General features: G+C 43.8%; 18 protein-coding genes. 11 read left to right on the forward strand and 7 right to left on the reverse strand.

The features are described from left to right. Positions 1-28 precede the first annotated feature (28 nt). A complete protein-coding gene (locus ACE38W_RS04855) occupies positions 29-3,025 on the reverse strand; it encodes a SusC/RagA family TonB-linked outer membrane protein (RefSeq protein ID WP_375829146.1) in 2,997 nt (998 codons plus the stop codon). Positions 3,026-3,693: 668 nt separating this feature from the next. Between ACE38W_RS04855 and ACE38W_RS04860 the strand changes: the two genes are divergently transcribed. Together ACE38W_RS04860 and ACE38W_RS04865 are read left to right on the forward strand one after the other, a co-directional pair. Then, the gene (locus ACE38W_RS04860; RefSeq protein WP_375829148.1) at positions 3,694-4,515 is read left to right on the forward strand and encodes a thymidylate synthase; all 822 of its coding nucleotides are present in this window, start codon (positions 3,694-3,696) and stop codon (positions 4,513-4,515) included. Between the two features lie 9 nt (positions 4,516-4,524). After that, entirely contained in the window at positions 4,525-5,031 is a 507-nt protein-coding gene (locus tag ACE38W_RS04865; RefSeq protein ID WP_375829150.1) for a dihydrofolate reductase, read from the forward strand. A 7-nt stretch (positions 5,032-5,038) separates the two neighbouring features. Here ACE38W_RS04865 and dnaG read toward each other — a convergent pair whose 3' ends face one another. Beyond that, the gene (dnaG, locus tag ACE38W_RS04870) at positions 5,039-7,012 is read right to left on the reverse strand and encodes a DNA primase (protein WP_375829151.1); all 1,974 of its coding nucleotides are present in this window, start codon (positions 7,010-7,012) and stop codon (positions 5,039-5,041) included. A gap of 340 nt (positions 7,013-7,352) precedes the next feature. On the opposite strand from dnaG, the gene ACE38W_RS04875 reads away from it, so the two are divergent. The 3 genes from ACE38W_RS04875 to ACE38W_RS04885 all read left to right on the forward strand — a co-directional run bounded on the left by ACE38W_RS04875 (position 7,353) and on the right by ACE38W_RS04885 (position 9,683). After that, entirely contained in the window at positions 7,353-8,525 is a 1,173-nt protein-coding gene (locus ACE38W_RS04875; protein ID WP_375829153.1) for an acetyl-CoA C-acyltransferase, read from the forward strand. A gap of 238 nt (positions 8,526-8,763) precedes the next feature. Beyond that, positions 8,764-9,000, forward strand: coding sequence for a hypothetical protein (locus ACE38W_RS04880; RefSeq protein ID WP_375829154.1), 237 nt, complete (start codon positions 8,764-8,766; stop codon positions 8,998-9,000). 86 nt (positions 9,001-9,086) lie between these two features. Next, on the forward strand, positions 9,087-9,683 hold the full coding sequence (locus tag ACE38W_RS04885; protein ID WP_375829156.1) for a hypothetical protein: 597 nt from the start codon (positions 9,087-9,089) through the stop codon (positions 9,681-9,683). A 25-nt stretch (positions 9,684-9,708) separates the two neighbouring features. Here ACE38W_RS04885 and ACE38W_RS04890 read toward each other — a convergent pair whose 3' ends face one another. Next, on the reverse strand, positions 9,709-10,353 hold the full coding sequence (locus ACE38W_RS04890; RefSeq protein ID WP_375829158.1) for a hypothetical protein: 645 nt from the start codon (positions 10,351-10,353) through the stop codon (positions 9,709-9,711). Positions 10,354-10,518: 165 nt separating this feature from the next. Here ACE38W_RS04890 and ACE38W_RS04895 point away from each other — a divergent pair, with 165 nt between their 5' ends. After that, a complete protein-coding gene (locus ACE38W_RS04895) occupies positions 10,519-11,502 on the forward strand; it encodes a pyruvate dehydrogenase complex E1 component subunit beta (protein ID WP_375829159.1) in 984 nt (327 codons plus the stop codon). A gap of 90 nt (positions 11,503-11,592) precedes the next feature. On the opposite strand, the gene cysM is transcribed toward ACE38W_RS04895, so the two are convergent. Together cysM and ACE38W_RS04905 are read right to left on the reverse strand one after the other, a co-directional pair. After that, a complete protein-coding gene (cysM, locus tag ACE38W_RS04900; protein ID WP_375829161.1) occupies positions 11,593-12,477 on the reverse strand; it encodes a cysteine synthase CysM in 885 nt (294 codons plus the stop codon). Between the two features lie 9 nt (positions 12,478-12,486). Then, entirely contained in the window at positions 12,487-13,290 is an 804-nt protein-coding gene (locus ACE38W_RS04905; protein ID WP_375829163.1) for a serine O-acetyltransferase, read from the reverse strand. 223 nt (positions 13,291-13,513) lie between these two features. Between ACE38W_RS04905 and ACE38W_RS04910 the strand changes: the two genes are divergently transcribed. From ACE38W_RS04910 to ACE38W_RS04930, 5 genes are all read left to right on the forward strand, one after another. Then, positions 13,514-14,698, forward strand: a complete 1,185-nt coding sequence (locus ACE38W_RS04910) for a sigma-54-dependent transcriptional regulator (RefSeq protein ID WP_375829164.1) — start codon at positions 13,514-13,516, stop codon at positions 14,696-14,698. A gap of 11 nt (positions 14,699-14,709) precedes the next feature. Beyond that, on the forward strand, positions 14,710-15,366 hold the full coding sequence (locus ACE38W_RS04915) for an alpha/beta fold hydrolase (protein ID WP_375829165.1): 657 nt from the start codon (positions 14,710-14,712) through the stop codon (positions 15,364-15,366). A gap of 120 nt (positions 15,367-15,486) precedes the next feature. Then, a complete protein-coding gene (gene lepB / locus ACE38W_RS04920; RefSeq protein ID WP_375829166.1) occupies positions 15,487-16,680 on the forward strand; it encodes a signal peptidase I in 1,194 nt (397 codons plus the stop codon). A 33-nt stretch (positions 16,681-16,713) separates the two neighbouring features. Further along, positions 16,714-17,199 (forward strand): cytidine deaminase, encoded by a 486-nt coding sequence (locus ACE38W_RS04925; RefSeq protein WP_375829168.1) that lies wholly within the window; start codon positions 16,714-16,716, stop codon positions 17,197-17,199. 84 nt (positions 17,200-17,283) lie between these two features. Next, entirely contained in the window at positions 17,284-18,183 is a 900-nt protein-coding gene (locus ACE38W_RS04930; RefSeq protein ID WP_375829170.1) for a tetratricopeptide repeat protein, read from the forward strand. 200 nt (positions 18,184-18,383) lie between these two features. On the opposite strand, the gene argS is transcribed toward ACE38W_RS04930, so the two are convergent. Beyond that, positions 18,384-20,312, reverse strand: coding sequence for an arginine--tRNA ligase (gene argS / locus ACE38W_RS04935; RefSeq protein ID WP_375829171.1), 1,929 nt, complete (start codon positions 20,310-20,312; stop codon positions 18,384-18,386). A gap of 122 nt (positions 20,313-20,434) precedes the next feature. Further along, the gene (locus ACE38W_RS04940) at positions 20,435-21,019 is read right to left on the reverse strand and encodes a porin family protein (protein WP_375829173.1); all 585 of its coding nucleotides are present in this window, start codon (positions 21,017-21,019) and stop codon (positions 20,435-20,437) included. Between the last annotated feature and the right edge of the window lie 36 nt (positions 21,020-21,055).

Below are 21,055 nucleotides of genomic sequence, written 5' to 3' on the forward strand. Positions count from 1 at the left end.
AGAATAATTTTTAGCTGAACAGAAAGGATCAGAAATCAATACCAATATGGAAACTGGCCCTTTTTGATGCAGGGTAAGGCATTACATCCACACCCATGGAAAGTCCGTTACTACCACGACTTTGTGTAGTGGTGATGGTATTACTACCGAAGTTGGAAACTTCCGGATCGTAACCCACATATTTTGTCCAGGTGAAGAAGTTGTTAGCAGAAATGCCTACCCGTAATCCTTTGATGTATTTAGGGTCCTTCAGTGGTATGTTGTAATACAAACCGATTTCACGGATACGCACATACGAAGCATCCTGTACGTAGATAGATGCGTCACCAGCGCCAGAACGGTATACACCAGCCTTCTGGCCTTTGATGTCATCATCATAATCCACTGTGGTAGCGCCAAGATCTGTCAGCAATTGCGTCAGGTTGATATTGTCTCCACCTTTTTTCCAATGGATCAGGAAACGCAGAGATAAGTTTTTCCATAAAGTCACTTCGTTGAAGAAACTCATCTGGAATTTAGGCTCACTGTTTCCGATCAGACTCAGCTTTCCATCAGCAGTGATACCTTTGATCTGCGTTGCAGACGCTCCTTCTTCCATATAGAAAGTACCGAGCGAGTTACCAAATGCACCAATAGCAAATGGAGGAATGGTAAGTTTGGTTACTTTAGATTTGTTCTTCCACCAGTTGATATTGGATACCCATTTCACTTTAGCGGTATTGACAGGGATAACAGTCAGACCCAGTTCCACGCCCTGGTTGCTCAGGTCTCCACTATTTTTCCATTCGCTTACATAACCGGAAGATGCTGGCAACACGTGACGTAACAGCATGTCATAAATCTTCTTGTTATAGTAGGTGGCTTCGAGACTAATGCGGCCATTGAGGAAACTCACGTCCACACCAGATTCTAGCTCTGTTTGTCTTTCAGGTTTGATATCAGCATTACCTCTGAGGTTATCCGTGAGGATACCTGGCAGCGCATCAATGTTGCTGGATCTCATGCTGGTAAATTTACTGCCGTAAGGAGGTACGTTACCTGATTGGCCATATGCCATGCGGATCTTCAGGTTATCCACCGTACTGGAGTGCCAGAAGCCCATCTTAGCAAGGTTCCAGGAGAAGGCGCCTTTAGGGAATGTATAATATTTCAGGTAATCACCGTTGTTGGTAGACCTGTCGAAACGCACGCCGGCACTCAGTGTCAGCGCTTCGATCAGGGTAAGGTCTTCCTGCAGGAAAATACCATTGTCGCGGTATTTCTGGCGGAACTGTGATGGCGTGCTATTACCGCTTTGGTCTACGTTAGTCTGACCATTGGTAATATTGGTAGCACTTACCTGGATATTATCGAAGTTGCCTGTTTCGTAAGTGGCGCCCAGTGTACTGGTCAGACTAACATTACGATTAGGATTGAATGTATTGATCAACATACCAGCCAGGTTAGTATTCAGGTTGTTGGTGTTTGCCTGGATACTGTGACCTAATGTTCCATTAGCTTCAAACTGCAAGTCTCGAGGGAAGATTGCCATAGTTTTGAAGTTGAAATAATCCACCCCGCCACGTATTAATATTTTGGTAGTGGAAACACTGTTCTGTTGGAAGATCGCATCTAATGTACCGCCACCCACAAAGCGGTTGGTCAGTTCATTATTGGTCATCTTATCTCTTGTTTCGAGTGGATTGCTGGCTGCAAAAGGGTTGCGTGGGTATAAGCCATTGGCGCCGGGATGAAGATCTACCCAGCCTGGTGTAGAAGATAAAGCCACACCAAGTGATACGCCATTGTTGTCATTATTGGTGATACCTCTGTCTGCTGATGAATTAATATAATTGGTAGTAACGCTAAGGGATACACGATCAGAAATTTTATGATCTACGTTGAGACGTACGGAGCTGTTGAGATAGCCGGTATTTTTGATGATACCATCTTCTTTTCTTCTGTTACCGGAGAGATAGAAGGTAGTTTTTTCAGAGCCTCCACTAACGGCAATATTGGTATTAGAAATCATGCCTGTTTCTCCGTAGAGTTCTTTTTCGTAATCGTAAATTTTGCCGGCACTTTGTGCAGCCTGGAACTGAGCTTTGTAGGCGTTTCTACTGGCTATTACTGCAGGATCTGTGCTGCTTGCCGGGCCTGCGAGGTCGGCGGCTGTTTCAGCAGTAAAAGCGCGTACTCCCATCAGGTGACGAACTTTTACAAAACCTGTTTCCTGGTTAACGGAAATACTTGTTTTTCCGCTCCTACCTTTTTTTGTAGTGATGATAACCACACCGGCTGCTGCTTTCGCGCCATAGAGGGCCGCTGCGGAAGCGCCTTTCAGGATCTCGATATTTTCTATATCGTTAGGGTTAAGGTCAGCAATACGGCTGGAAGGGTTGTCCTGATTGTTAGGATTGCCAGCGGTTGCAGCACCTGTAACGTCGTTGAGTCCTGCAGGAATACTACTGTTGTTGAAAAACACTCCGTCTACAATGTAGAGTGGTTGTGAGTTTCCGAATACGGAAGTTATACCACGAAGTTTAACGGAGATACCGCCACCAGGAGCACCTGAGTTAGCGGTGATGAGTGCGCCGGGAACCTTTCCGCTGAGCGCTGCGTCGAAGGTCTGGGCAGGTGCCGTACCACTCAGCTCTTTGGCCGAAATGGTAGCTACGGCATTGGCAAGGTTTCGTCTTTTAACAGTGGTGGCCATACCAGTAACCACTATTTCATCAAGACGGGCAAAGTCCTCCTCCATTTTAACCACTAACGGCCCGCTATTGGCGGCTACGTTCATCGTACGGTTTTTATACCCTGTATAGGTAAAAACCAATGTGGTACTGGATGTTGGCGAATAGATGTTGAATTTCCCGTCTGCATCTGTGACGGTGCCACGATTAGTGTTGGGAATCCGGATAGTCACACCCGGCAATGGGTGTCCGTTGACCGCATCCTGTGCTTTACCTGTAATATTCTGTTGTGCAAACAACAGGGTACTACATGCCAGTAAAGTCACCAGGAGGGTGAGTTTAGGTAGAAGCATAGTAATTGTAGATTGATAAATATGTGATAAAGAGATCATCCGGGATGATCCGTTCTAAAGTGGTCAGGTCATTAGCTAATAATGGTTTATCCGATTTTGGTTCTAAAAACTGGCAATTGGTCGTTAACGGGTCTTCTGTCTTGGCTTAGGTTCTATCGGTCTGTTCTCTTAAAGTGATTTTGTCGTTCTGGTTATTTTTCTGTTGAGATGAGTACAGGTACATACAATACAGTGGCACTATATAGCTTCATATAGTCGTAACGCTTCAGCAGTACCGGCTCAGAAATGTGATGAATACGTGGTTAAGCTATCATCCAGGATGATCCTTAATTTGTCAGGTTTTTATCTTTTTAAAATATTTAGATTTTGGTTCTTAAAAACTGGCAATTTGGTCGCTAACGATTCTTTGTTTTGGGCTTAGGTGCTATTATTTTTTCTCTTAAGCTGATCTTTTTTTCTGGTTATTTTCTTGAAGGGTCTCTTCTGACACACAAAATACAGGGGCACAATATTTATCTTAGTATACGCGTAACGTTTAGAGTTACACTTCCGTAATTATTTCTGAAGATTACGAAAAATGCAACAATCTTGACTTTTTTTATTTGAGATAAATACGTTATATTTTTAACCCGCATGCAAGGATTTTTTTCTTCGTATCTTGCCGCCTTATGGAGCAGTATTTATCATTATTACAACATATCATTGATCAGGGTGCGGTGAAGTCGGATCGTACTGGCACCGGCACTACCAGCGTTTTTGGCTACCAGATGCGCTTTAACCTTCAGGAAGGCTTTCCTGTAGTGACCACCAAAAAATTGCACCTGAAATCTATCATTTACGAGTTACTCTGGTTCCTGAGGGGAGATACCAACATCGCCTATCTCAAAGAACATGGCGTAAGCATCTGGGACGAATGGGCTGATGCCAATGGCGACCTCGGACCTGTTTACGGCAAACAATGGCGTAGCTGGGAAGCGCGGGATGGTAAAGTTATCGACCAGATTACCGAAGCGGTACACACCATTAAAAAGAACCCTGACTCCCGCAGAATTATCGTGAATGCCTGGAACGTTGGCGACCTCCCTGATATGGCTTTAAGCCCTTGTCACTGCCTCTTCCAGTTTTATGTTACACCTCCAGATACCAGCAAAGGCGAAACCCGTGGTAAACTCAGCTGCCAGCTCTATCAGCGCAGCGCCGATGTATTCCTCGGTGTTCCTTTCAATATCGCTTCATACGCACTGCTCACCATGATGATGGCGCAGGTATGCGACCTGGATGCTGGCGATTTCGTACATACCTTCGGTGATGTACATCTCTACAGCAACCATATGGAACAGGCACAGCTCCAGCTGACACGCACACCGTTCCCATTACCAACAATGAAAATTAATCCTGATGTGAAAGATATCTTTGCATTCAAATTTGAAGACTTTGAACTGCAGAATTATCAATTTCACCCAGCTATCAAAGCTCCTGTAGCAGTATAAACATCGCTTATGAAAACCATCTCAATTATTGTTGCCGCAGCAGAAAATAACGCTATCGGTATTAACAACCAGTTGCCATGGCGACTCCCGGACGATCTGAAGTATTTCAAAAATACAACTACAGGTAAACCCATTATCATGGGCCGCAAAACCTTTGAATCACTGGGAAAACCATTGCCTAACCGTCCAAATATCGTGATCACCCGGCAACCGGATTATGAACCACAAGGCGTTATTGTAGTAGATTCATTGCAGGCTGCAGTGGAAACAGCGAAAAGCTTTGATAGTGCTGAACTTTTCATTACCGGCGGCTCCCAGATATTTGATATCGCCATGCCAATAGTAGAAAGGATTTACCTGACACGCGTATACGCAGTTGTAGAGGGTGATGCTTTCTTCCCGGAGATAGATGGGAACATCTGGAAACTTGTGAGTGAAGATCGCCGCGAAGCTGACGAAAAAAATCAATATCCTTTTGCTTTCCAGATATGGGAAAGAAGAAATGGAGAAAAATAATAATAAACTATTTGAAGATAACGGTACCCAGCCCCTGGGTCAGTTCTTTCTCGAGCTGTTTCAGGTGCTGGTGTAACTCCATACAACGTTTGATCTCCTCAAAATCACTCAGTCTTCCTGCTTCTTCCTGATTCTCTACGATCATCTTCTTAATCTTTCTTAAAATCAGGTAATTACTGGTAGAAATTGTGTCCTTTAGGTAAGCATTATCCCCATAAACAGTATCAATTTCGAACCTTTCTTTCCAGTTCAAACTGAGGTCTGCTTCCCTATCTTCCATGATGAGGGCAATGTTTTTAGAGAGGTCCTGATCTTCATGGTACAGGAACCATTTTTTATCAGGGATATTCCCTTCGTCGTATATGCGTTTGTATTCGCGCAGGATGCGCTTTACCAGCTCACTGTCTACCAGTGATTCAAAATCATAGGGGAGATGAAATACATAGTCTGCCACTGTATTCTGCGACTCTTCGCTGAAAGGTTTATCACCAAAGCGTAAGAGTATTTTCACCAGTTCTTTTTCCTGCTTTTCATCTTTGTTGAATAGGTTTTCAGCAGTGTAGCCAGATTCAGCTTCGGCCATGGCTTCCATGGCTGCAATTGCCTCATCGCTGAGGTCGTCGTCCGGCGCATGGTTATTATTACGTGATTGCTGTTCACGCTTGGTAATACGCTCACGAATAAATTTATTTACCAGCTGGATAAGGCCTTGTTCATCAATTTTCAGTACCTGGCTGCACTGGCGTATATAGTCCTGCTGCTTGGTAAAGTCTTCCGCTTTATCAATTTTGGAGATGGTTTCAGCGATTTCATTTACCAGCTGCGACTTCTTACTACTATCATTGCCCGCATCTTTCAGGCTTATCTGTAGCTTAAACAGTACGAAGTCCTGCTTGTTTTCCTCGATGAATTCGCGGAATGCTGCGGCGCCGATGCGTTGTACATAACTATCCGGGTCTTCCTTTTCCGGGAGCAGTACCAGCTTTACGTTCAGCCCTTCTTCAATGGCCATGTCAAGGCCACGCAGGGCCGCTTTTATACCGGCGGCATCACCATCATAGATGATGGTGAGGTTATTGGTGTACTTTTTAATTAAACGCAGCTGGTCCTGGGTAAGAGAGGTACCACTGGAAGCCACTACGTTTTCTACGCCTGCCTGATGCAGTGATATTACGTCCGTATAACCTTCTACCAGCAAACATTCGTTTAGCTTATCGATGGCATGACGCGCAAAGTAGGTGCCGTAAAGGACACGACTTTTAACGTATATCTCGTTTTCAGGGGAGTTGATGTATTTTGGCGCCTTATCCGATTTAACCAGGATACGTGCACCAAATCCCAATACTTTACCGGATTGGTTATGTATGGGGAAGATAACACGTCCGCGGTAGTTATCAGCGGGCTGTTCATTGCGAATGGTGACCAGACCTGTTTTTTGCAGGTATTCGAGGTTATAGCCTTTTGCCGTTGCTGCCTTTACGAAGGCGTCGCGGGTATTGAGACAGTAACCCAGCTGGAATTTACGTATAGTCTCTTCCGTGAACCCGCGTTCTTCAAAGTAACTGAGGCCTACATTCTGGCCTTCTTCAGAGTTGAAGAGGGTTTCGGAAAAATATTCTTTGGCAAAACCATTGATGATGTAGAGGGAGTCGGCCAGTTGCAGCTGTTGTTTCCTCTCAGCGCTAACTTCTGTTTCTTCTACTTCAATTTGATATCGTTGTGCGAGCCATCTCAGCGCTTCTACATAGGAGTATTTTTCATGCTCCATGACGAAGCTGATCGCGTTGCCGCTGACGCCGCAACCGAAGCATTTATAGATCTCTTTGCTGGGAGATACGGTGAAGGAAGGGGTTTTTTCGTTGTGAAAAGGGCAGTTACCAAGGTAATTGGCGCCACGCTTTTTGAGCTTAACGAACGAACCAACAATATCCACAATATCTATGCGGTTGAGTATCTGTTGTATGGTGTTCTGAGTGATCACGAATTCTAAAAATCAACTACAAACTTAGGTGAAATATTTTTCTACAAAAAGATTAAAATATTTTGCCGGCGATAGTCTTTCCGCGCGAAGCGCGGAAAGCTCCGGATTGACAGCGAAGCTGTCAATCCCAGAAAATCGGGTAAATCTAAAATGTAATCTTCAATAGTATTACAAAGGGGGGCGTACATCGCCTAAAAAATTAGCAAAATTTTTGCGGAAATCTCACCAAAACATAAAATTTCATAATGTTTTTCGAAGCCTTTAACCGGCGTGTTTCATCCCCTTGATTTTCGTTATATTTGGAGATTATCAACATAAGCCAAACAATCTTTTTTATCAGATGAAAGAAGTATATATAGTATCTGCGGTACGTACACCAATAGGCTCGTTCAATGGTGGTTTAGCTGGTGTTTCAGCTACCAAGCTGGGTTCTACAGTAATTAAAGCTGCACTGGAAAGAGCAGGTGTTGCCGGAGATCAGGTGAATGAAGTATATATGGGAAATGTGATCAGTGCTAACCTCGGACAGGCGCCATCAACGCAGGCGAGTCTGGGTGCGGGTTTGCCAGACACAATCCCTGCAACTACCGTAAACAAGGTATGTGCTTCCGGTATGAAAGCGATTATGCTGGGTGCGCAAAGCATTCTGCTGGGCGATAACGATATTGTGGTAGCCGGCGGTATGGAAAATATGAGCCAGATACCTTATTATCTCGATAAAGCACGTACTGGTTACAGACTAGGCCATGGTAATATCATTGATGGTATTATCCGCGATGGTTTATGGGATCCATATAAAGATTTCCATATGGGTAATGCAGCAGAGCTTTGTGCTACAGAATACCACATTACCCGTGAAGACCAGGATGCATACGCTATCCAGAGCTACAAGCGTGCGGCGGCAGCCTGGGAAAAAGGCTACTACAAATCAGAAGTAGTGCCGGTAGAGATTCCTGGTAAAGTTGTTGTTACTGTTGCAGAAGATGAGGATTATAAAAAAGTAATTTTTGATAAAGTACCCACGCTGAAGCCTACCTTCCAGAAGGATGGTACCATCACTGCAGCGAATGCCTCCAACATCAATGATGGTGCGGCAGCAGTGGTGCTGATGAGTGGTGAAAAGGTGAAGGAGCTGGGTGTTAAGCCACTGGCTAAGATCATCAGCTTTGCAGATGCTTCTCAGGCGCCGGAGTGGTTTACAACAACGCCGGTTAAGGCAATTAACAATGCCTTGAAGAAAGCGAACCTGAACATTACAGACATGGACTTTGCAGAGGTAAACGAAGCATTTTCCTGCGTGCCTATTGCCAATGCCAAAGACCTTGGACTGCCAATGGATAAAGTGAATGTATGGGGTGGTGCTGTGGCGATGGGGCATCCTATTGGCTGTAGTGGTGCACGTATTGTGGTAACGCTGAATTCTATATTGCACCAGGAAAATGGCCGTTATGGCGTAGCGGGTATTTGTAATGGTGGCGGCGGTGCCAGCGCTATTATTATCGAAAAAGTTTAGAAGCAATATTTAAAATAGAGACGACCTGCCCGATTTCGGGCAGGTTTTTTTATGCCCGCAAATTGATAATTCTATTCTCATTTTGATAGCTCAATTATCATATAAATAATTGAATTATAATAACTAATGGTTAACAAAAATAATTGTTTTGATGTTGTTTTATATACTACTTTTGAATTGCTAAATTATTTAGTAAATCAGAATTGCAATTATTATTCATCACTTTAAAATTTATGTAATGGAATTAAAAACCAAATTTATTGAGGTCGTAGTCACACCAAATGGTAGTATTGACTGGAATGCGACTCGTCGGGAGAAAGATCGCAAATTGTTGGAATACATGCAGCAGCGTGGCAAAATGTATAAGGTTAATCCTAAGTTAGGGCTCCAGGATCTAATAGAGGCAGGCATTATGGATGAATATGCAAATTTTACGGAGCCTTATAAGCATTTGAATCAATTGAAGCGCAAATAGAAAAATGCATTCTTGATTTATCAATTCAACTATTGTCAATCGCAATTTCAAATCTTCAATTTTTAAACACTTGAACAATTAAAACTATGATTGGATTTCATGGATGTGATGCCGAGGTAGCATACGCTGTTATTAATGGGCATACATTTTTAAGGCCAAGTTCGAATAACTATGATTGGTTAGGCCATGGTATTTATTTCTGGGAGAATAGTTTTTCCAGAGCAAAACGCTTCTCCGAAGAATTGGCATCCGGCAAAATTAAACCAGTGCAGCCTATTGCAAATCCAGCAGTAATAGGAGCCGTATTCGACTTGCGCAATTGCCTGGATCTAACGGATGATACGCATATTCAACTTGTTAAAGAAGGATACCAGGAGTTGAAAGAGCTTTGTGATGAATATGCAATTGATATGCCTAAGAATCATACACTGAATAGCAGTAATGATTTGTTAAGGAGAGAATTGGATTGTGCAGTTATCGAATATGTAAATCTTAACAGTTTAAAAACTCATCATGAGTCTTTTGACTGTGTTAGAAGTCCATTTATTGAAGGCTATGAGCTTTATCCATCGGCAGGCTTTCGGGATAAATCGCATATCCAGATTTGCATCCGGAATCCTGAATGCATCATTGGCTATTTCAAACCGCTAAGTGAAGCATTGGTTCGTATGCCTGTTTACTGATCCGATTCACCCATCCCTTCTATATCTATTGCAGATACCCTTGTTTCAATGACATGATGGTATCCAGATTAAAAGTACCACCCTTTGACGATATGAATTGAATTCTGACACTATCGTTGCCCCTTTTAGTTAGTTTGATAGCCCTTGGAAAAGCTTTAGGATTTATAACCTCCGGTGTCACTTTCTCGAACAACCAGTATTTATCTTCCACCATACTATACACAGGATATTGCGTTAGAATCCCCGTAGATTTTGTTTCTAAGGCAAAATCGTCATCAATCTTATACCGATGATAATCGCTGTCGCCATACAAGGAGAGCGCCACCATAATAGTGAACATCCTGGTAAATGGCAGAATAATCCCCACAAGGAGCACAAATGGAAAAGCGAATAATCCAGCCAGGTAATAATACCGGGCGTTGATTTCCGGCTTGGAAAGGCCATAAAGGAATAAACCGCTGGCAGCATACAAGGTTAGGATGACACGGTCCGTCTGGGCACCTTTGAATCCATAACCGTTGATCATTAACAGGAGGGTAAGTGCCGCCAGTATTATGAAAACTATATGAATATTCCAGGTTAATAGCTCCAGTACAGGAAACTTAACACGTTTTATACGGAAAGAAATGGCTGTTAAGTAGGCCAGACTCAGGATCGTGATGGTTAGCATCTGGTCGGGTATGAAATCTAATTAAATACAAAAATATAAATATATGAATAATTTGATTTGTGTTACCTGCTTTTTTTTCCTTTGCTTTTTCATGAACAAACGATATTTTTGCCCTGCCTAGAATGAAATCAGGCAATTAAACTTTCAAACTTTATTAAGATTAGCATGCGTCAGATAGCTTTCAGACAAGCCTTAAGAGAAGCCCTGCAGGAGGAATTTCGCCGTGATGAACGGGTTTTCCTAATGGGGGAGGAAGTAGCCGAATACAATGGTGCTTATAAAGTGAGCCAGGGAATGCTGGATGAGTTTGGACCTAAACGTGTTATCGACACGCCAATTGCTGAACTCGGGTTCGCTGCCATCGGTGTAGGTGCTGCACAGAACGGTCTCCGTCCGGTAGTTGAATTTATGACCTGGAACTTTGCTGTACTGGCTCTGGACCAGATCCTCAATACTGCTTCAAAAATGCTGGCAATGAGTGGTGGCCAGGTTGGTTGCCCTATCGTTTTCCGTGGACCTAACGGTTCCGCAGGTCAGCTGGGTGCTCAGCACTCTACTGCTTTTGAAAGCTATTATGCCAATATCCCAGGCCTGAAAGTAATTTCTGTATCTAACCCATACGATGCTAAAGGTCTCCTCAAAGCCGCTATCCGCGACGACGATCCAGTTGTTTTCATGGAAAGTGAGCAAATGTATGGTGATATGGGTGAAGTGCCTGAAGAAGAATACATCATCCCTATCGGTAAAGCTGATATCAAACGTGCTGGTAAAGATGTAACCATCGTTTCTTTCAACAAAATGATGAAAGTAGCCCTGGGTGCAGCTGAAGAACTGGCAAAAGAAGGTATCGAAGCGGAAGTAATCGACCTCCGTACCATCCGCCCACTGGATTGGTTTACCATCCTCGAATCAGTGAAGAAAACTAACCGCCTGGTTATCGTTGAAGAACAATGGCCATTCGCCAGCGTTTCTTCTGAAATCACTTACCGTATCCAGAAAGAAGGTTTCGACTACCTGGATGCTCCTATCCGTCGTATCACCGCTGTTGATGCGCCAATGCACTACGCTCCAAACCTCGTTAAACTGTACCTGCCTGATGTAGAACGTACCGTTAAACTGGTGAAAGAAGTAATGTACATGAAAAAGTAATCTCAACTTCTTCTGATAAAAGAAAAAGGCCTATCCGAAAGGATAGGCCTTTTTCTTTTATCACCCCGTACCGCGGGGTTTAAGGATCATCTATTTAGTAAATAAATCTGAACTCAGGTATCTATCTCCTCTATCACAAATAATACATACAATCACTCCACTCTTCAGCTCCTGCGAAACCCGCACGGCCGCTGCTACGGCGCCTCCGCTGCTCATGCCACAAAATACCGCTTCTTCACGTGCCAGACGCTTGGTCATTGTTCTTGCTTCTGCTTCGGTGACATCCATAATTCTATCAATCCTGCTACGGTCAAAAATTTTAGGCAGATAAGCCTCCGGCCATTTTCGGATACCAGGAATTTTGCTGCCATCGGTAGGCTGACAACCTACAATTTGCACATCCGGCTTTACTTCTTTCAGGAACTTGGATACGCCCATAACAGTGCCGGTAGTCCCCATCGCACTAACAAAGTGCGTAACCCTACTCTGGGTGTCCCGCCAGATTTCAGGACCCGTAGTACGATAGTGCATCATATAGTTGTCAGGGTTGGCAAACTGGTTCAGCATCATATATCCGCCCTTTTCCAGCTGTGCGTTGGCATAGTCTATAGACCCTTCCATAGATTGCTCCTTAGGTGTAAGGGTAACTTTGGCGCCATAGGCTTCCATCGTTAAAACCCTTTCCTGTGTTGCATCTGAAGGCATCACAATTTCTATTTCAATACCAAACAGGTTAGCGATCATCGCCAGCGCAATACCAGTATTGCCACTAGTAGCTTCAATGAGCTTCATGCCCGGCTTTAGCTCGCCTCTGTCCAGCGCGCCCTTGATCATACCATAAGCGGCGCGATCTTTAACACTGCCGCCAGGGTTAGTGCCTTCCAGTTTTCCGTAAATGGTAACATTAGGGTTTACGGAGATCTTTTTCAGTTCCACCAGCGGGGTATTACCCACCAGATCTAATATTGTAGCCATTGTATAGTATTAGAGTTCTGTTAATCTGTGTTCTGCCTTGTAATAAATGCGGGAAAACGGTTCTACGCTCTTGATCAGCCAGACGTTACCTCCAATGATGCTATGATGGCCAACAATAGTTTCGCCACCAAGAATCGTTGCGCCGGCATAGATAATCGTATGCTCTTCGATGGTCGGGTGACGCTTATTATGTGCCATCTCTTTATCTACACTCAATGCACCTAATGTAACGCCCTGGTAGACTTTTACATGAGGGCCGATAACGGTGGTTTCCCCGATTACAACACCGGTGCCATGGTCAATGCAGAACCAGGGCGCTATCACTGCTCCGGGGTGAATGTCAATACCAGTACGGGCATGCGCCAGTTCTGTGATCATGCGGGGCAGTAAAGGGATATGTAGTTTGTGGAGAATATGTGCGATGCGGTAAAATGCCACGGCATAAAAGCCAGGATAGGCGCGGATCACCTCATATAAACAAGTTGCTGCGGGGTCGCCCTGAAGAATGGCTTCCGCATCTTTGGTGAGTTCTTCGTACATAGCAGGAATGCGGTTCATAAAACTCCTGCTGATTTCTTTGGCAGTGCCGGAAAGCTGATGCTGCATGGGCTGTAACAGATGCTCCAGTTGTATCTCCAGCCTGTGGCCGTATTCCTCTAAAATTACCAGATCCGGCATTACCTGGCCGGTATGTTCAGGGAATAGCCAGTTAAGTAAGTTACTTGCAAATTCATTTACTGCGCCTGTAGAGGGATAGGCGTTTGCAGCCGCCTGTTGGTGGCGCCGATTCAGTTCATCCAGAAAGTCGTTCATATTAATCGGAATTACAGTGCCTGCCTGTTTATTTATTAATAAAATTACATATAAATCTACAAAGGTAGTAGACTATTTCTGATATTTAATCGCGCCGGTTCATATTTAAATTTAATCCTCTTCATTGAGCCTTAATGGATAATAATTTTAGCAATTTAATATACGGCTCCATTAGGAAGAATCTGTATTTTTGACGGCTGTTGATTAATCAATAAAACTGACTATGGCTAACATTTTAATAATTGACGATGAAAAAAGCATCCGTAAAACCCTGACGGAAATTTTAAGCTATGAGGGTTATAAGGTAGATGAAGCGGCAGATGGACAGGAAGGGTTTAAGATGTTCAAAGAAAAGCAATACGATGCTGTATTGTGCGATATTAAAATGCCCAAAATGGATGGCCTGGAATTCCTGGAAAAAGCCCGGGAAGTAAATCCTGATATTCCTATTATCATGGTTTCCGGCCATGGAAACATAGATACAGCGGTAGATGCGGTGAAAAAAGGTGCATATGACTATATCTCCAAACCACCAGACCTTAATCGCCTCCTGATTACTTTGCGTAATGCGATGGATAAAACCACGCTGGTGACAGAAACCAAAACATTACGTCGTAAGGTGAACAAGGTGCCTGAAATGATCGGGCAATCTGCACCAATCCTGAAAATTAAAGAAACACTGGAAAAAGTTGCTCCTACAGATGCCCGCGTGCTTATCACGGGTGAAAATGGTGCTGGTAAAGAGCTGGTAGCCCGCTGGCTGCATGAACTCAGCAATCGCGCCAGTGGCCCGATGGTAGAGGTAAACTGTGCTGCCATTCCTAGTGAACTGATAGAAAGTGAGCTGTTTGGTCATGAAAAAGGTTCCTTTACTTCTGCAGTGAAACAACGCATTGGTAAATTTGAACAGGCCAGTGGTGGTACGCTTTTCCTCGATGAAATCGGAGACATGAGTCTTAGCGCCCAGGCAAAAGTATTACGCGCCTTGCAGGAAGGTAAAATTACTCGTGTAGGCGGTGATAAGGAAATCAGTGTAGACGTGCGTGTAGTTGCAGCTACCAACAAGGATTTGCTGCGTGAAGTAGAAGAGAAAAACTTCCGCTTGGACCTTTACCATCGCTTAAGCGTAATCCTCATACATGTGCCATCATTGAATGATCGCAGAGACGATGTGCCTTTACTGGTAGATAGTTTCCTGGATGCTGTTTGCACTGAATACGGTATTGCACGCAAACAGATCGACAAAGACGCCATGAAAGCTTTGCAGCAACATAACTGGTCTGGTAACATCCGTGAGCTGAGAAACGTAGTGGAAAGACTGGTGATCCTCTCCGGGAAAACTATTTCTGTGGAAGATGTAGATGACTTCGTGGTACCTAACAGAGACAAGAAGAAAATCAATTCCTAATATTTTCCGGTATGGCGGTAAAGCATCTATACATGATAAGTGGACTGGGAGCGGATGATCGCGTATTCACGCGGTTGCAATTCCCGGACGATTATGAGTTGCATTACCTGCCATGGATTACTCCTTTGCAGGATGAACCCATCAGTAGTTATGCCGCCCGTATGGCGGAAGGCATAACTACTGATGGCCCGGTATACCTTGCCGGACTTTCGTTTGGAGGTATCATGAGTATTGAAATCGCCAAGATCCGGCCGGTAGTGCAAACTATTATCATCTCCAGCATTAAGCATAAATCAGAAAAGCCTGCCTATTTCAACTGGGTATTGCGTTTGGGACTGAATAAGCTCCCTGATTTTCTCGTTTTTCAAAACAGGGGGCCGGTAGTAGAATACTACATGGATGTTAAATCTCCCGAGGAAAAACAGTTATTGAAGGAATATCTTGCTAAAAAAGATTATTTCTATACCCGCTGGGCTATCAACACTATTCTTAACTGGCAGAATGAATATGTGCCGGAGAATATTGTGCATATCCATGGAGATAAAGATCATCCTTTCCCCATCAAATATTTACAACCTACACATGTCCTGAAAAATGCCGGTCATTTTATGATCTGGAACAGAGCAGCAGAAATCAACCAGATCCTGGCTGCTGAATTGAAAAAGTAATTTCTGCACAGGAACCTGAATATTAATCTATTTTTAAGAAAACTTTTCCCAGATAAAAGCTGGAAGGATACGACAGAATATTATATTTGCCTTTTTAAGCATTTAATCAAGCCTAACTGAATGAACCTGGCATTTTGGAAAAATAACAAAGACAAGCAGCCTAAGAAAAAGAAGTCTACGGCAAGAGAATGGCTGGACGCTGGTATTTTCGCTATTATCGCTGCTACCCTGATCCGCACCTTTATTTTTGAGGCCTATACCATTCCTACTCCATCGATGGAGAAGACGCTGCTCGTGAATGATTTCCTCTTTGTAAGCAAGATCAGTTATGGTCCACGTATACCGATGACGCCGCTGGCAGTGCCTTTTGTGCATCATACAATGCCTTTCACCAGAAATACGCCTGCATATTCTGAGGCGGTACAATGGAAATACAGACGTTTACCAGGTTTGTCAGACGTGAAACGTTATGATGTAGTGGTATTCAACTTTCCTGAAGGGGATACTGTAGCACTGGATGCTATCGATCCTAGCTATTATCATATGGTACGCCAGGCAGGATGGGATGCTGTAAACAATCAGTTTAAAGTAATTCATCGTCCGGTAGATAAAAGAGAGAATTATATCAAGCGTTGTATGGCACAAGCAGGAGATACCCTGCAGATTATCCATGGCGCGGTTTATATCAATGGTCAGGCAGCACCGGTACCTCCGGGTAGCCAACACCGTTATATCGTAGAAACTACCGGTGATGCGATCAATCCTGCTCGCCTGGAAGAATTAGGAATTGTAGGTCCGGATATTACTTTTAATTCTGGTTCTTATGTATACAATATGACGCCAGCACAGGCTACTGCTATCAAGAACCTGGGTCCAATTGTAAAAAGCGTTGCTGTATATGAAGATTCTAAAGTCAATACAGCATTTGATTACACCGATGTTTTCCCGCATGATACAGCACATTACAAATGGACAGAAGAGAGCTTTGGCCCGCTGTACATTCCTAAGAAAGGTGCTACCGTTAAATTGGACGAAAGCAATATCGCTATCTATGATCGTGTAATCCGTGTGTATGAAGGTAATACCCTCGAAAGGAAAGATGGTAAATTTATCATCAATGGTCAGCCTGCAGATAGCTATACATTCAAATTTAACTATTACTGGATGATGGGTGATAACCGCAATAACTCTCTGGATTCCCGCTACTGGGGCTTTGTTCCGGAAGATCATATTGTTGGTAAAGCATGGATGATCTGGATGAGCTATGGTGAAGGTGGTATCCGCTGGAGCCGTTTGTTCAGAACTATTAAATAATTTCAAAACCCCAATTAACCCATAAAGACAGCTATGGAAAAGCACCTGCAACAATTTGAATTTACTGTGTATGATGATATTACTGGTCTGAACGATGCAGATGCCTGGCTGCTGAATGAAGCAAGAGAAGTTACGCAACATGCGTACGCACCATATTCACATTTCCAGGTTGGAGCCGTAATGAGGCTTGTAAACGGCGAAATTATTGTCGGCTCCAACCAGGAAAATGCGTCTTTCCCCATTGGACTTTGTGCAGAACGCGTAGCACTGGCAGCAGCAGCTTCGGTTTATCCGGATGTAGCTATTGACACCATCGCTATCAGTTATCATAATTTAAATGGTGAAAGTGCACACCCCATTTCCCCATGTGGTATTTGTCGCCAGTCACTCGCCGAAACTGAAAACCGTCAGCAAGAACCCATCAGACTTATCCTGGGTGGCCGTAGTGGAAAGGTATATGTTATAGAAAGAGCTAATGACCTCCTCCCGCTTGGGTTTTCAGGAAGTGAACTAGGATAATGTTCATCATCTCCCGATAAAAAATAATATTTATATTTAAATTATATATTTTTTATATTTGTTGGCATAGGTAAATGCCAACATATGATATCCTGTCGAAAAATCTTCCTGCTGGCTATAAGTCTGCTGTTTATGCTATCCGCATATGCAGTTGCCTGGCCCTCTTCAAGAGATAAGGCGAAGCATCTTTGCCAGGAAGGCATTGCGATGAAAAAGGCAGGAAATCAATTGGCGGCTGTCAGGCTATTTAATGCCGCTATTTCGGCAGACAGTACATACACTGAAGCTTATTGTGAATTGGGAGATGCTTACTTTGTAAGCAGGCATTATCAGGAAGCATTGCTTGCCTGTATCAAGGCCAGAAGGTTGGGAGCGGTGAGTGTAAGTAAGTTGATCGGCTTGAGTTATTACCAGCTGAATCGCTATGATGAAGCGCTGGAAGCCTTAGAAGAGGCAAGAGCAGAGGAGCCTTCCAATGGAACGATTCCTTTTCGTATAGCCCAGCTGTATGCACAACGTGGAGAATACCAGCAAAGCATACTGTATTACCAATCAGCATTAAAGCTGGATAGTCTGGATGCACAGGGCTGGTATGAGCTAGGAATGATGCATTATAACGTAGCTGGATATACGGCGTCGATGGTTGCATTTCAACACGCACTAGATGCGGGTTTCAAAGCGGATGATGGCTTTTTGCTGAATGCTGGTGTGGCAGCTATGCAAGCCGGCCAGTTAGATAAAAGTCTGACTTTTTTGCAGCAGGCATATGACAGGCATCCGGAAGATGAAACGATTCTCTTTAATCTGGCGCATGTTACTTATCGTAAAAATGATTTTGCGTCGGCGGTTATTAATTGGGAGAAGTTATTGAAACGTAAGCCAACAGATGCCTTTGTAAAATTTATGCTGGGCAAATCCTATATAGGATTAGGAGAGAAAGAAAAGGGGATGGCTTTGTGTGATGCCGCGGCGGCAGAAAAATAATTTGAAAAGTACGTTATCGTATAGTCGGTAGCGTGAATATATTCGTCACAGTGGAGAGGTAAACAAAAGCAGTGATTACGGGAAAGGCAGGCTTCTGGATCATTGTACTGATTGCTGTGGCATCTTCTTCGGCAGTATTGGCCACGGTGGCTGCAAGCTGCTAACGCTGCGAACCGGTTACGGTCCGCAGCGTTTTTATTTTACATACGTTCAGGAACACGGATACCCAGCAACTGCATGCTTTTAGCGATGGTGTTGGCGGTCATCTGTATGATCTGTAAGCGTAATTTTTTCTTGTCTTCACTTTCTGCTTTCAGGATAGAATAGGTTGGTACTCCATCTACTTTTTCAGCATAGAATGAGTTGAACAACTGTGCTAGTTGGAAGGCATAGTTGGCAATTACAGACGGGCTCATTTCACGGTGCGCATCTGCGATAATGCCAGGGAATTGTTCGTTTAGGGAAATCAGTTCTTTTTCCAGTGGCAGCAGCTGGCCGGCAAATATAAAAGAGCTGAGATCTGGCACCTGTCCTACTTCACGGAGGATAGATTTAATACGCGCATGTGCATATTGAATAAACGGACCGGTGAAACCATTGAGTTCAATTGACTCTTCCGGGTTGAAGATCATTTTTTTCTTAGGATCTACGCGGAGGAGGAAGAACTTCATAGCGCCAAGGCCAATGGTTTCGTATAATTCATCCAATTCATTTTCTGAGAAGTCTGCCAGTTTTTTACCAGCTTCCTGGGTTTTTGCAGCGGCAGTATTGATCATTTCATCGATCATATCATCTGCGTCTACAACGGTACCTTCACGACTTTTCATACGACCATGTGGCAGTTCCACCATGCCATAACTGAGGTGGAAGATACCTGGAGCAGCAGGTTCGCCGAGTTTTTCGAGGATCAGTTTCAGCACTTTGAAGTGGTAGTTTTGTTCATCTGCCACAACGTATATGCTTTGGTCCATTTGGAAATCATCGTATTTCAGGCGAGCAGTACCCAGGTCTTGGGTCATGTATACGGAGGTGCCATCGCCACGGAGCAGGAGTTTTTCGTCCAGGCCATCATTGGTGAGGTCGATCCATACGGAGTTATCTTCTTTTTTGAAGAGTACACCTTTGCGCAGGCCATCTTCTACGAGGTCTTTACCCAGCAGGTAGGTCTGGCTTTCGTAGTACATTTTATCGAAGTCGATGCCCAGTCTTTTATAGGTAACGTCGAAGCCTTTGTATACCCATCCGTTCATGGTGGCCCAGAGTTCTCTTACTTCAGGGTTTCCGGCTTCCCATTGCTGGAGCATGATTTTGGCTTGCAACATAATTTCTGTTTTGTTGCGGGCCATTTCTTTGATATCGCCCATGATTTTGGACACTTTGTCCTCATCATCTTTTACTTCCGGTTTATGGAGAGCGGTAACTAGCTTTTCGAGTTTATCTGTTTCGGTGGCGTTGAAGTCCTGGAAGTCGCGTTCGAGGATACGATCGATGATGGGTTCGGCCTGTTCTTTAACGACAGATTCGAATTTCACGTAGTAGTCGCCAACGAGGTGATCGCCTTTAATACCGGTAGATTCGGGGGTATCGCCGTGAGCGAATTCCTGCCATGCCAGCATGGATTTGCAGATATGAATACCGCGGTCGTTTACGAGGTTAGCTTTAATGACTTCGTAGCCGTTAGCTTTCAGGATTTCTGCAATAGAAAAACCGAGGAAGTTATTACGGAGATGACCGAGGTGTAATGGTTTATTGGTATTCGGGGAAGAATATTCTACCATGATTTTTTTACCATTGGCAGATTTTATTCCGAAGTGAGAATTAGTATGTTGTTGCTGGATGAAGGTTGTCCAGAAGTGCTGGCTGATAACGAGGTTAAGGAAACCTTTAACCACGTTAAATCCTGCGATCAGGTCAGGGTAATTGGCCTGGAGATATTCACCTATGCGGACGCCGGTTTCATCAGGTTTTTGTCGGCTGAATTTCGTGAATGGGAAAACTACAATGGTGTATTCACCTTCGAATTCAGGTTTGGTAATATTGACAGAGATGTCTGATTCCGATACCTGATGATCGTAAAGTGACTTAATGGCGGCCACTGCGGCCGTTCTGATTGATTGTACAACACTCATGCTGAAAATGGTTAATGCGAGCAGCAAATATAATTCAGAAAGGCGAGAAGTCCGTTTTAGATAAAGAAAAAGCCACGCTAACTGTTTGTTAGCGTGGCTGAATATGTTTAAATAAGGCTAGATTAGAACTGGTAGAACAGGCCAACTTGTGCAACAGAGTTTTTAGTTTCTGCGTTTACGAAGATGCTGTTGTTGTCGTAGATGTTGGACAGTCCGAAGATATATCTGGCGTTGATACCGAAATCGTCTGTGATTCTAAAGCCACAACCTAAGCCCAGTCCGAAGTCGGCGGTGGTCATGTAGTCTTTCATGTTTTTAGTATCTGTCGATTTGGCGCCAACCAGGATGCCGAGCTGAGGGCCGGCTTCTACGTAGAAGCTTGGAACGATTGAATATTGGAGCATTACAGGAATATTGATATAATCGGTTTTAATGGAACCGTCCTGGAATGTGATAGGACCCCATGAACCTCTTTTCACTTTAGTACCTTGGCTTGAGTAGAGTAATTCGGGTTGAATGGAGAAGTCTTTGCCGAGGCCGATGTTTACAAAAGCACCCGCATTGAAAGAAGCTCTTGTCTTGTAGGCATCAAAATTGGTCATTTTGGCGATATTCAGACCACCTTTCACACCGAAATGAATGTTTTGGGCCTGGGCTGTCAGTAAAGAGCCTAAGGCAAGTAAACCTGACAGGATAAGTTTTTTCATGATATGTTTTTTTGAGGGTAGGAAAAAAACAATAAC

The sequence above is a fragment of the Chitinophaga sp. Hz27 genome (genome assembly GCF_042263525.1).
GTDB lineage: Bacteria > Bacteroidota > Bacteroidia > Chitinophagales > Chitinophagaceae > Chitinophaga.